The 12,452-nt window shown below is 70.8% G+C and carries 16 protein-coding genes; all 16 read left to right on the top strand.

Going from position 1 to position 12,452, the window contains the following annotated elements; all coding sequences use genetic code 11:
* Positions 1-25 precede the first annotated feature (25 nt).
* Positions 26-718, top strand: a complete 693-nt coding sequence (locus tag AQJ91_RS42410) for a hypothetical protein (protein ID WP_067033574.1) — start codon at positions 26-28, stop codon at positions 716-718.
* Between the two features lie 56 nt (positions 719-774).
* Positions 775-1,488, top strand: a complete 714-nt coding sequence (locus AQJ91_RS42405; RefSeq protein WP_067033570.1) for a hypothetical protein — start codon at positions 775-777, stop codon at positions 1,486-1,488.
* Between the two features lie 202 nt (positions 1,489-1,690).
* Entirely contained in the window at positions 1,691-2,035 is a 345-nt protein-coding gene (locus AQJ91_RS42400) for an SH3 domain-containing protein (protein WP_067033567.1), read from the top strand.
* A gap of 110 nt (positions 2,036-2,145) precedes the next feature.
* Positions 2,146-2,613, top strand: a complete 468-nt coding sequence (locus AQJ91_RS42395; RefSeq protein ID WP_067033565.1) for a hypothetical protein — start codon at positions 2,146-2,148, stop codon at positions 2,611-2,613.
* Positions 2,610-3,053: a hypothetical protein gene (locus AQJ91_RS42390; RefSeq protein ID WP_067033562.1), complete on the top strand. Its 444-nt coding sequence runs from the start codon at positions 2,610-2,612 to the stop codon at positions 3,051-3,053. Before AQJ91_RS42395 ends, AQJ91_RS42390 begins: the two co-directional genes overlap by 4 nt.
* Positions 3,054-3,068: 15 nt before the next feature.
* Positions 3,069-3,491 (top strand): hypothetical protein, encoded by a 423-nt coding sequence (locus AQJ91_RS42385; protein ID WP_067033559.1) that lies wholly within the window; start codon positions 3,069-3,071, stop codon positions 3,489-3,491.
* 30 nt (positions 3,492-3,521) lie between these two features.
* A complete protein-coding gene (locus tag AQJ91_RS42380) occupies positions 3,522-4,409 on the top strand; it encodes a winged helix-turn-helix transcriptional regulator (RefSeq protein WP_067033557.1) in 888 nt (295 codons plus the stop codon).
* The gene (locus AQJ91_RS42375) at positions 4,406-4,987 is read left to right on the top strand and encodes a winged helix-turn-helix transcriptional regulator (RefSeq protein ID WP_234383369.1); all 582 of its coding nucleotides are present in this window, start codon (positions 4,406-4,408) and stop codon (positions 4,985-4,987) included. Before AQJ91_RS42380 ends, AQJ91_RS42375 begins: the two co-directional genes overlap by 4 nt.
* A gap of 44 nt (positions 4,988-5,031) precedes the next feature.
* On the top strand, positions 5,032-6,225 hold the full coding sequence (locus AQJ91_RS42370; RefSeq protein WP_107122688.1) for an MFS transporter: 1,194 nt from the start codon (positions 5,032-5,034) through the stop codon (positions 6,223-6,225).
* A 497-nt stretch (positions 6,226-6,722) separates the two neighbouring features.
* Positions 6,723-7,955: an ATP-grasp domain-containing protein gene (locus tag AQJ91_RS42365; RefSeq protein ID WP_067033722.1), complete on the top strand. Its 1,233-nt coding sequence runs from the start codon at positions 6,723-6,725 to the stop codon at positions 7,953-7,955.
* A 74-nt stretch (positions 7,956-8,029) separates the two neighbouring features.
* A complete protein-coding gene (locus AQJ91_RS42360; protein WP_407697041.1) occupies positions 8,030-9,115 on the top strand; it encodes an MFS transporter in 1,086 nt (361 codons plus the stop codon).
* Positions 9,112-9,792, top strand: coding sequence for an HAD family hydrolase (locus tag AQJ91_RS42355; protein WP_067033551.1), 681 nt, complete (start codon positions 9,112-9,114; stop codon positions 9,790-9,792). Before AQJ91_RS42360 ends, AQJ91_RS42355 begins: the two co-directional genes overlap by 4 nt.
* Before the next feature lie 45 nt (positions 9,793-9,837).
* On the top strand, positions 9,838-10,761 hold the full coding sequence (locus tag AQJ91_RS42350) for an SPDY domain-containing protein (RefSeq protein WP_067033549.1): 924 nt from the start codon (positions 9,838-9,840) through the stop codon (positions 10,759-10,761).
* Entirely contained in the window at positions 10,762-11,256 is a 495-nt protein-coding gene (locus AQJ91_RS42345; protein ID WP_067033546.1) for a hypothetical protein, read from the top strand.
* Positions 11,257-11,282: 26 nt separating this feature from the next.
* Positions 11,283-11,792, top strand: a complete 510-nt coding sequence (locus AQJ91_RS42340) for a hypothetical protein (protein ID WP_067033544.1) — start codon at positions 11,283-11,285, stop codon at positions 11,790-11,792.
* 62 nt (positions 11,793-11,854) lie between these two features.
* Positions 11,855-12,452 (top strand): MSCRAMM family protein (locus AQJ91_RS42335; protein WP_234383368.1); only part of this gene is annotated, 598 nt, incomplete at its 3' end.

Here is a 12,452-nt window from a genome sequence, read left to right as displayed (position 1 = left end):
TTCCACCGAGAAACCAACCCCGCCTATGCCTCCCACTCCTCCGCCTGCGAAGAAGGCGCTCACGGCCCTCGATCACCGCATTGAGGCGGCTGTCGGCCACAGCATCGATCAGCTGTGGCAGCACCGCGACCGCGACCTCCTCGACGAGCCGCATGCCCGCCTGGCTGAGGCACACCGCGCTCTTGTCCAGGCCGAACACACCGTGACCTTCTACCGGGTCCAGCTCCAGAGGCTGGCCTCCGGTGAGTTCGCCGTCGACCATGCCTTGTTCACGCGCATCAACCGCACCGTCACCACGCTGGAGGAGGCCGCCGCCGCACGCGATGATCGCGAACAACAGGTCAAGGCGGCGCTGGAGCCCGTGGAAGCCGCCACCCGAAGTCGCGGGACCGGTCCATCGGCAGAGCTGCCTCCGCCCGATCATGCGGCCCTGCTCGCCATCGCCCAGGGCGCCACACTGCGGGAACACCTGCTGACCCAGCGCCTGTCGGTCGTGACCGCCTCTGGCACCCGGGTCACCTACAGCCAGTTCCGTCGCTTGGAGCAGGCTGGTCTCGTCGCACGCGACGACTCCCACCCGCTGCACGCCGGGCAGCCCGTCACCCTCACCGACGCCGGCCGCCCACTCCTCGCCGCGCCACGACCACCCGGACCACAGCCCTTGCCGCCCGTGCGGCGAGCTGGAGCCTGGCCGACTGCGTCCGCCCCTCGGCGCTGAACGCCTCAACGGCCCACTCGCACAGTCCCGTTCCTGCCTTCGATCCGAAAGCATCGATGCCCAGATCCACCCCGGACCTCCGCCTCGACGGCTACGAGGCCGTCAACGAACGCGTTGACGAGCAGTTCTGGCAGCACATCGCCAGCGAGCACGACATGCTCACCGTCCTGGCCGAGCATCACACCAGCGACGACAAGCACAGCTTCTACGTCCTGCACAACGGGGCCGTCACCTGGGGGATCCCCGGCGAGCCCCAGATCGTCGCCCTGCACCTCAAGCGCGACACCGCGGCGCGCACCTTCCGCTTCGCCCGCGCCGAGCTGCCCCTGCCAGCCATGGCCCAGTCGTGGCTGATCGCCCGCGGCTGCCCCGAGGAGAAGATCCTCCTGCCGCAGGGCATGGGCACCACGCCCGCCGATGACGCCACCCGAGCGCTGGAGGAGCGGCTGCGCCGCGACGGCGACCACTTCGCCCTCCTGACCAGCTACACAAACGACAGCGAGCCCATCCAGACGACCGTGCTCCTGCGCGCCCTCGACGAGAGAGCGCCCGTGCCGTTCCGGGTGCTGCTGGAAGAGGCCGACACCGACACCTTCACGCACACGCTGCGCGAGGGCGGCTTCGCCACCTCTGAGGCCGCCACGACCTGGTGGGAGGCGCACTGGAGCGGCGAGGACATCCCGCTGCCCGCCCCCGCACCACCCACCCACCGCACCACGCTGCCCTCGTCGCCGGCACGCCCCACGCCGCCACGCAGCCCAAGGCGCTGAGCCGAATACGAGAACCTCCTCCTGTGTCACGCCATTTCGCGCCGGAACGGATGTCGTTCCGCGTATGTGAGTGCGGAATATAGCAGCACATGCCCGGTTACCGAAACCGGGGATTCTCCGGACTCTTGAACTCGGCCCGCACTGCATCTGCCCGGGCCTGTTCCTGCATTTCTCCTTCCCCTTCTATGGAGTCCAATTCCCCATGCGCTCAACCCGAATAGCCGTCTCTGCTGCCCTTCTGGGCGCCCTCGCCCTGCCCCTGGTCTCCGCGACCGCTGCGAGCGCCGCACCCGCCCAGGTGCCTGCCTCGATGGGCAACCCGTCCTGCACCGGCCCGGGACCCTGGGTGATCGGCACCAACGCCGTCACCATCCGCTCCAAGGCGTCCGCCACGTCCACCGCCGTCGGGATCTTGTACCGGGGCCACAAGTTCACCGTGCACAAGACCAGCGGAAAGTGGCGCTACATCACCGACAAGACGACCGGCGTCAAGGGCTGGGTCTCCGCCACCTACGTCTACCGCTCCGTCGGCATGTGCCTGGACTAGCCAGAAAGCTGCCCCGGCACCGTCCGTGCTGTATCGCCGCCACCTGTAAGGCGGTTGGGTCGTGAATTGTCGGCCCTGTTTCCCCGAATGCCCACGGAAAGGAGCTTGCTGTGCCGGATGCCGACGACGTGCTGGGCGTCCTCACCGAGCAGATAGAGACCCGCTTCCAGATGCCGATCGCCGAACTGCGCCAAGCCGTAGCCGCCGCCCCCCAGGCCAGCCCGGAAGCCGCCACGATCGTGCGCTGGCACGGAATGCTCACCGAGGCCCAGCAGGTGCTGGACCAGGCCGAAGACGCCCTTGCCGAAGCCCTCGCCCAGCACATGGACGCCGTACCCGATGACGAATTCGTCGAGTTGCCCGAGCACATCATGCAGTTCGCGCACACGGTGAACAGCGCGCACACGGTGCGTGAGGGACGTGCCATGACGGTGCGCCACCTCCTCGACCCCCAGGCGATCGGAAACCGCACAGCGGTATGGCGCTCCCCAGCGGCGCGCCGGAGCCCGGCCCTGCCGACCACCGAACCGTCGCTGCCCGCCGTTGGCCAGGCTCCCGTACGCGGAGCGGTCCGATGAGCGTGATCGACAAGACCTCCACACGGGACACCCTTCTGGAGGAGGCGTTCGGGGCCCCGGTCCGGGAGCTGTACGCGCAGGCGACAGGGCCCGACGCCTCCGCGGCCCTGGTGCGTGCGCTGGAGTTGCGCAGCTTCCTGGTGGTGGCTGAGGAGCAGGTGGCCCAGGTACGGGACCGCGTCCACGGCGCCACCGCCGCTGACCGGGACATGAACGAGCTGTCCGCCGACGACCTGCGCTTCGACGCCCAGTGGCTGGAGGCCGCCCTGTCCGGACGCAACGGCTACGTCGCCGCCCTCGGCGAGCTCCTGCGGACCATGCCCGAGCCCGGCCAACGCCCGGCTCGGCCTCTCCAGTTCGCCCAGCAGAAGATCACGGCTGTTGCCGCGCCCGCCCCGGCGCCCCCGCGCGCCGGGGCGGTGCGAACCCACCGCCACTGAAAGTCCCATTGACCTTTGTCCCAGCCCTCCGCCAGCGACTCGCAGCAGATCGCCGGGCGCATCGAGGACCTCTACGCCAAGCCCCTGCGCGACCTCGAAACCGTCGCTGAGGCCAATCCCGACGGCAGCATGCTGGCCGCCCTGATCGGCAGCCTCACCGACCTGCAGTTCGCCGAACGCAATATCGCCTTCCAGCTGCAGCGGCTACGTGAACTGGCCCACCCGGAGCGTCAGATCGGCCCCGTCGAGGCCGTCCACATCCTCGACTGCGCCCGCCGGCTTGCCGACTCCGTCGCCACCCGCGACGCCCACACCAAAACCCTGAACGGCGTCCTGGCCAGCTTGCACCGCGTCCCCGACCCGGAACCCGAGCAGGGTCCGGCCCCTTGCACTGCAGTCGTTCCTGCTCCCGCGCGTGCTGCCGCCCGCACCCGCTGATCTTCCCGCCCCTGCCTGAGGAGTTCTCCCTTGGCCGCCACCGGTCTGTCCCGTACCACCCGTACTGATCTCGCACGCGTCACCGAGGCACTGGAGATGCTCGCCCCGCGCTGGAGCGTGTGGACGCTGATGACGCTCGCCGAACAGCCGCTGCGCTACAAGGAGATCCAGTCCCAGATGTCGTGGCTGCAGTCAGGCCAGATCAACCCGAGGCTGCGCAAGCTCACCGACTCGGGCCTGATCGAGCGCACGGAACACGCCCGCAATCACGTCACGTACGGCCTGACGGCACGTGCCGCCGAGCTGCTGCCCGTCCTGACCGTCATCGCTGCCTGGGGGGACGAACACCTGGAGAAGGAGTTCGTGCGCAACGCGCGCACGGGAGAGACGGAGCCCGAGCCGATCGCCGCGGCCCAGAACGCCGAGGACACCATTGCCCTGATCAGCCCGCGGCACGCCACCCCGATCCTGTGGGCGTTGAAGGCGCGAGGGGCGGCGAGTGCGAAGGCTCTGGCCGCCGAGGCCATGCCTACCTACCTGTTGCCCGCCGTCTACCTGCCGCTGGACCGGCTGGTCGCCGACGGCCTGGTCATCAACCGCTCTACGGCCGCGGGCGCCGGCGAGTATCAGCTCACCGCCACCGGCCGGGCCCTCGCGCCCGTTTTCCAGAGCCTCTCGGCCTGGGCGGCCGGACGCCCGCTCGGCACCGCCGGCGCCCACCCGCTGTGGGGGCAGACACCCGCCTCCGCCCGGACCCGGTCCGGACCGTGGCTGACCACACAGACCCGTCTCCCGGCCCCCGCAGGCCCCGCCGCCCCATCGGCCACTGCTCCGGCGTGGCGGACCGGCGACCTCTTCTCCCACCAGATACCCACCCGTCCTCTCCAGGTCTCCCCGGCAGGAGGCCCGCGCCGGTGACCAGCACAATGCTCAACCACCCGCACACCTGCCGGGCGATCAGCGCCCTGTCTCTGCCGTCCCTGATCCGGCTGGTCAGCGAGATCGACGACAACGGCCCCATCAGCCACCGACGCGGCAGCCTGCAGAGCGCCTTCGGCGACCTCACCGTCAACCAGCTGCGCTACGCCATCGAGGTCGCCCGCGACCTCGGCCTAGTGCACGCCGACCCCCAAGCACCGACCCGCTACCGGCTCACCGAAGCAGGCGAGGATCTGGCCGGCGTGTACGACGTGGCGGCCCGCTGGGCCCGCACCCACCAATACCCGAGCCCTACCAGCGACTTCGTCACCCGCGTCCAACACACCCTCAAGCTCCTCACCCAGCCGACGGCAGCCGTACGCGAAGCCGACCAGGCCGGCAAGCCGGCCGTGCCCGCGACCGGCCATCTAGAGGCGGAAACCGACGCAGACGTGGCCTTGATACCCGACGCTGCCGAAGCGGCGCTGGCCGAGTGGCTCCAGACGCATCCCCACATCCTGCGCTCGACCGCACCCCGCTCATCCCACGCGGCGCAGGACCTGGAGTGCGCTGCGTGAGATCCCGTGTCGGACACCGGCACGCACGCCGAACGGTCCCCACCATGCTGCGCGGCATTTACCTGCCGCGCAGCATGGACGCCGCTGCGTTCGCCATGACGACGTACGGCATCCCCCTGCTGGTCCTGGCCACCACGAACTCCGCGGCCCTGACCGGGCTGGCGTTCGCACTGGAGTGGATTCCCCGCCTGGCGGCGTTCGCGCTGGCCGGCTCCCTGGTCGACCGCCACGGCACCACTCGTGTCTTCCGCCTCGCCTCAGCGGCGCGGGCGCTCGTGGTGGTGACCGCCGCGCTGGTGCTGCCGCATCAGAGCGATCCCGCCGCGGCCACCGTCACCGTTCTGCTGCTCGCCGCCGGCACCGGAGCGCTCACCGAGTTCTCCTACGTCGCCGCCGAGACCGCGGGCGCCGTGGCCGGCCGCGAAGCTGGCATGCGTGCACACCGTGTGCAGGCGGTCCTGCTCGGCATCGACCAGACGATGACCTTGGCCGGCCCCGCGCTCGCCGGACTGCTGCTCCACTTCACGGGCGCCACCGGAATGCTGATCGCGATCGCCGGTTTCTCTCTCCTCGGCTGTGCCCTCGTCCCGTGCCGGAGACTGCGCGAACAGGCTCGCGAGGCAGCCACCGTCCGGAAGGGGTTGCGTACCGGCTGGTCCACACTTCGGTCGCTGCCCACACTCAGCTGGCTGGTGACCGGCCTGACCCTGTCCAATCTGGCGGTCGGACTGCTGCAGGCCGCCGCCCCGGTGATCGTGGTCAAGCAGCTCGGACACACCGCCGCCGACGTGGGCCTCATCTGGTCCGCAGCCGCCCTGGCCTCCCTCGTGGCGGTGGCCGTCTGCCGCAAGGCCATCGACCGCTACGGCCTGTGGCCGGTGGGCGCCGTCTCCGCGGCGATCGCCGCCACTGCATGCCTGGCCATCTCCCTCACTCACACCTACAGCGCCTATCTCGCACTCACCGCTGTCCTCATGGCCGGCGAAGGCGGCCTGACCGTGGTGCTGCGCACCCTGCGCACCCACCTCATCCCGCCGGAAGTGTTCGGCGCCACCCTCTCGCTGACCATCCTGCTGCTCCTGCTGCCCTTCCCCGTCGCCGGGATCCTCGTCGCCGCCGTACCGCCGTCGCTGCTTGGCCACGCGATCACCGGCTTCGCCGTCCTGCAGGCCCTGGGCCTCGCCGTCACCTTCGCGCGCTTGCGCACCTTCCCCGGCCTGCGCACCTCCTTCGCCTGAACCCGCTCGGCCGGCCGTTGCCGACGGCTCGTCCTCACGGAGACCACCCGATGCCCACGCCCCACGCCTGCGCCCACCAAAACCCCAGGTCGGCAACCCGTCCGTCGCACCGCGCGGGATCGAGGCCCTCCAATCACGGACCGCTTCCTCGCCTTTGACGCCCAGCACCCGTACGGCTACCGGGCGTTGGAACGTCGACGGCCCAGCGGCTTGCTTCCGGGGCCACCCGTATCGGGCTCAAGGCCCTCTTCGAAGATCTGCGCTGGCAGCTGCCCGAGGGCATCCGCGGCCTCAACAACAACTTCACCGCCCTGTACGCGCGGAAGCTGATCGCCGATCACCCCCATTGGGCCTCCGCATTCGAGCTGCGACGCCGACGAACGCCCTGATCCGCCGAGAGCCCAGCTCTCGACCGTCTTCTCCCTTCCCCCTGTTTGGAGCCCTGCTTGCCCTCTCGTACCGGTAACCCGGTCGTCCTGATCGTTGCCGCCGCGGACATGGAGGCCGAGGCGTACCGCGCGTTCTGTCTGGAGAACGTCGCCGCTCACTACGACGTGGTCCTCATCACCAGCGTCGAACCGACGTGGGAGCGCGCCTTCATCACCGACTGGGAAGTTGCCGACCCAACGGACCAGGCCGCCCTGACTGCGGCCGGTCAGGCCCTCGCCGAACGCCATCGCCTGGACGGGATCACGACCTGGACCGAGTGGTACCTCGTTCCCGTCGCGCGCCTCGCCCGCCGGCTCGGCCTGCCGACAACCCCTCCCGAGGTGATGCAGGGCTGCCGCAACAAGGCCACCGCACGCGCTCTCTTCGCCCGCCACGGCGTTCCCTCGGCCGCATCCGCCCGGGTCCGCACCGTTGAGGAGGCCGCGCAGGCCGCAGCACGGATCGGCTACCCGGTGGTCCTCAAGCCCGCCGCGCACGCGGCCAGCATCGGCGTGATCCGCGTCAACACCTCCGGCGAACTGCCCTCCGCGTACGCGATCGCCGCCCAGACGGCAGGACGTGGCGTGGAGAGCACCGAGGTCCTGGTCGAGGAGTACCTCGACGGGGACGAGGTGAGCGTCGAGTGCGCCACCTTCCAGGGCCAGACCACGGTGGTCGCCGTCACCCGCAAGACCGTCGGCTTGGAGCCCTACTTCGAGGAACTCGCCCACACGGTGGACGCGGCCGACCCGCTGCTGGCCACCGTGGCCCCGGCCGCAGAAGCCGCGATCGCCGCGCTGGGCATCACCGATGGGATCAGCCACGTCGAGATGCGCCTGGTCGACGGCCGTCCGCGGCTGATCGAGGTCAACGCGCGCCTCGCCGGCGACCTGATCGGCCACCTCGTCTACCTCGCCACCGGCGTCGACCTCGCCCGTGCCGCCGCCGACATCGCCTGCGGTCGCGTTCCCGACCTGACGCCCACCCGCCACGAGGCTGCCGCCATCCGGTTCGTCTACCCTGCCTACTCGGGCCTGCTCACCGCCTGCCGTCTCACCGACGGCTTTGCCGAGCAGGCCGAGGGACTGGACCGGGTCCGCTTCCAGCGGCAGGTGGGCGAGGAACTGGTGCTGCCGCAGGACGGCGGCGATCTGTTCACCGCGCGCATCGGCTTCCTGGTGACGACCGGGCGGAGTGCCGCCGTCGCTCAGGCGCGCGCCCAGGAGGCGTACCGCCACCTGAATGTTCAGATCATCCCCGCTGCGCAGGTGGATGAGGCTGGAGAGGGTCTCGCCGAGTGAGCGGCACTGTGGCGACCGAGCTGGTGCGCAGCCGGCGTCTGTTGATCGGGTACTTCGCCGGTCTCGGTGTGGTGATGGCCGTGTGGGGCGCGCGTATGCCCGCCGTCCAACAGAGTGCCGGCTTGAGCACCGCCGAGCTCGCCCTGGTCCTGCTGGCCGCCGCCCTCGGCATGGTCGTCGGCCTCCAGATGGGAGGACGCCTCGCCCACCCGGCCCGGCTCCCCGCCCTGCTGACCGGCGGGGCCCTCGGTCTGGCCGTCTGCCTCGCCGCCCTCGGCGCCTGCCGGAGCCTGGATTCCCTCCTCGCGGTGGCGTTCGTCTTCGGCGCCGCGCACGGCGTCCTCGACGTCGCAGCCAACTCTTCGGCGGTCCGCTGCCAGGATGCGCAGGGACGCCCGATCATGGCCGGGCTCCATGCGAGCTACAGCCTCGGCGCGCTCGCAGGTGCCGCGGTGGCCGCGGCCACCGCGCACACCCCGCACACGGTCCTGTTCGCCGGTGTCGGGGCCACCGCCACGGCAGCGGCCTGCGCGACGACTCGGCTCACGCGCTGCGTTGCCGCCTCTGGACTCGAGCCCGCCCAGAACCCCGACACACCTGGTCCGGACGAGCGTGGGGGCTCGTCCCGGCCCCGTCTGTGGCTGCTGGGCGCGCTGGCGGCAGCAACCCTGCTGGGCGAGGGGGCCGCCGCTGACTGGGCCGCCGTCCACCTGCACAGCCTGGATGCGACGGCCGCGACCAGCGCGGCAGCGTTCGCCCTCTACAGCGCGGCCATGGCCGCCGGACGACTCGCCGGAGACCGGCTCACCACCCGCTACGGCGCTGTCGCCGTCGTGCGAACCGGTGCCGCCCTGGCCGCCCTCGGCCTCGCCACGGGCTTGGCCGGCTCCACCATCGCCTTCGCCCTTGCCGGGTGGGCGGCCTTCGGCCTGGGCCTGTCGGTCACGATCCCCAGCCTGATCACCGCCGCCGGCGTCGGCGGCCCCCGCGCGGTCGCCACCGTCGCGGTCACCGGCTACGTCGGCCTGCTCGCCGGACCCGCTCTCATCGGCGCCCTCGCCACCCTCACCACCCTGCCGATGGCGCTGCTGCTGCCAGCCCTCCTCGCAGCCGGCGTCGCCACCCTGTCCCGCAAAGCCCTGGAGAACTCCGCCCCTTGACCAGCACTTCCCTTACGCCGACCCGCGCGGACGCCGTGATCATCGACTACAACGGTGTCCTGGGCCGACAGCCCACCTCCGCCATGTGGACCCGCCTCGCTGATCTGGCCGAGTGGCCCAGCGGGCAAGTGGCCTCCTTCCAGGACGCCTTCTGGGCACCCCGGGAGGCGTACGACTCCGGCGGACTCAGCGATCTCGCCTACTGGGCCAAGGTCCTCGGTCACCACCCTGGCGCGTGGTGGCTGCGCACCCTACGCACAGCCGACACCGCCATGTGGATCCGCACCGACGACCGCGTCCTCGACATCCTGCGCCGCGCCCGCGCCACGGGGCTGCCCATGGTGCTGCTCTCCAACGCCCCTGCCTACCTCAGCAACGTCCTGGATGCCACCGGCTGGCGGCGCGAGCTGATGGCCGACGCCCTGTACTCGGCCCGCCTGGGCCTGTGCAAGCCCCACCCGGCCGCCTACGAACACGCCCTGACGGCCACCGGCATCACCGATCCCGGACGTGTGCTGTTCATCGACGACCGCGAAGACAACTGCCAGGCTGCCGCCGAGCTCGGCCTGCGCACCCTGCACTACACCGGCCAACCCGCCGACCTGGCCGAGCAGCTCCTTTCCGTCGGCCCGGCCTCCGTGCGCCCGACAGCAGCCCCGCGCGGCACCAGCCGCTGATCTCGCTTTCCCCTGCTCGACACCACTGCTGACCCCAGGACCCTTGTGCCCGATACCGAAGAGATCGACGGCGACGTCCTCGTCTCTCCCCGCTACCTCGCCGGCAGCACCGCCGTCGGCGACCCCGCGCTGGAGCCGCTCCTCGCGCTCGGCTTCGACCTGCGTAACGATGACCTCGGCAACGCCTACGTCACCGCACCCGACCACCGCATCCGACTCGGATTCCTGCCCGAGGGAGACGACGACGGACTATGGAGGATCAACGCCTACCGTGACCGCTTCGGCCCGCCCGCATGGGGCGTGAGCTTCAACGACAACTGCCCGACGGAGTTCGTCACCGCCTTCACCACAGCCCTCGCCCAGGCATACACCGCCGGCCCCGACACCTATCTCGCCCCGCCCGACCTGAAGGACCCCGAGCTCGGCGCCTTCGACGCCGTGGTCCCGCTGATCAAGAACGGCTGGCAGTTCCAGCACCCGCGCTGGGGCGTGATGGAACTGAAGCCCCCCGACGGGATGGCCACCCTCGAATACACCACCGGCCGCCTCGACCCGGAGAAGGAACTCACCACCCTTCAGGCCCGCTGGCACCTCTGGGGAGGCCCGAAGAGCGGCCACGCCCGCTGGTACGCCACCGCCACCACCCACACACCGACCGCCCTGGTCAAGGCCATCACCCAGAGCGTCGCCGACCCGACACCGCTGCCGCGCTGGAAAGACGGCATGCTCCCCTGGCTGCGCGAATCCGCACAGCTCACCCCTATCACGCCGCCCGCACCGCGAGTTCCCACGCCCCTCGACGTCCAGCGCGCCGCCGCCCGCCGCCCGCCGGCCCTTGGAACTCGCAGTGTCCCGCGCTGGAGCACCACCACCGTCGCCACAGCTCCCGCCGCAGCCCGCAGCAGCCCGCAGCAGCCCACGCCGCTGAACCGGCCTCTCCTGCCCCGCACGTCAGAAGGCAACCCGTAAGTGTCCCTGCACGCTCAGCAGTTCTTCACCGAGCACCTCACGCTCCCGTTCACCGAGAGCACCATCGTCGGCAACACCTACTACGCCACCCCGCTGCCCAACTCCCTGCTACGGCTGCGGATCGACTTCTCGCGCACCATCCGCGAAAGGGAGTACGACGGTCTGCGCCTTGCCGTCGTCCACCCCGAGAAGGGGGACGTCGACGCCGTGGTCCTCACCTTCGACGAACACGACACCTTCACCCGGCGCGACGCCGCACATGAGGTCCAACCCGGCTACAGCGGCTACGCCCGCATCCTCGACCTGCGCCACCACAACCGCCAGCCGCCGTGGAGCGGCGCGGACGTCAGCGGACTGCGGGCCGCGATCGAGCAGTACACGCAGGTCTGGTTCCCCGGAGCCTGGACGACCACCGCACGCTCCCGGCCAGCGGCCGGTACGGCGCGCAACATCCCCACAGCCCAGGCCGGCCCCACAGGAACCCGAACACGCTGACCCGCTCCCCGAACACGGAGAAGCCCATGCCCCCGCCCCGCTGGCTTGCCTTCCGGCGCCGGCTGCAACCCGAGGCCACCCGCACCGTCGAACCCGAGTCCCGTACCCCGCTGGGACCGCAGGGTCCCTGGCTCACGGACCCGGACTTCTCCGCCCGGCTGCATTCCGCCACGCTGACCCTGCTCGACCTGGTCGAGGACGTCATGCACGACGACTTCACCCTGACCGAGGCCATCGACGGCTTCCGCTACCACGCCGCCGACCTGCTCAACATCCCCGACCAGTACGGCATCCTCGTCGAAGCCGACGCAGCCGCCCAGATCGTCCAAGCCGCCGGCAAGCCCGCCGGCCCGCTCTTCGGCCCCACCATCGCCCAGGGCCTGGCCCGCATCGAGACACTGCCCATCGAAGACCAGGAAAATCTCGTACGAGCAGCGGCCCGCCGCTACGCGACCACCGAGCCGTCACGCCGCCCGGCACGAACACGTCAAGTACCAACTGCCCCACGGGTCCAGCCCCCGCGCCGTACCCGCTGACCGGCCTCAGCCATCACTCGACGGGCAGCCCCGCCCGCGCCCCACTCAGGAGACTCCCCTTCTTGCACACCCGCCCTGCCCGCCGCCTGCCCGCCACAGCCGTCACCCTCGCCGCCGTGGCCAGCACCGTGTCCCTGGCACCGGCCGCCGCGGCACAGACCTCCGAGCCGACCCCGTCCACCTCCACTGTCCCGCTGAGCGCGGCTGAGACCGGCGGGGTCACCATCCTGAAAAAGGATCCCGGAGGAGACGTCCTCGCCGGCGCGTCGTTCACCCTGCTCGACTCCCAAGGCCAGCAGGCCGCCAGTGGCGAGACCAACGCCGACGGCAAACTGGCCTTCGAAGACCTCCCGCCGGGGGTCTACCGGCTCAAGGAGGCTTCCAGCGGCAGCCCACTGCATGACGTGGTCGACGACCAGGACGTCATCGTCACCCCCGGCGCCAACACTCCGCTGACGATCATCGACCCCTTCAAGCCCGCCACGGTCACCCTGAAGGCCAGGGACAGCAAGAGCGGCAAGCTGCTGCCCGGATCCACCGTCAACATCGGGACGGGCGACACCACCCTTCTCACTCTCACCACCGGCGCAGGCGGTACCGCCTCCGCGAAGCTGCCTGTCAACAGCCGTACGGGCACAACGTTCTGGGTCAAGCAGATCG

Origin of the sequence: Streptomyces dysideae (assembly GCF_001514305.1) — a bacterium.
GTDB classification, from domain to species: domain Bacteria; phylum Actinomycetota; class Actinomycetes; order Streptomycetales; family Streptomycetaceae; genus Streptomyces; species Streptomyces dysideae.
Note: the sequence above shows the minus strand (reverse complement) of the source record. Positions and strands in the feature narration are given on the sequence as shown.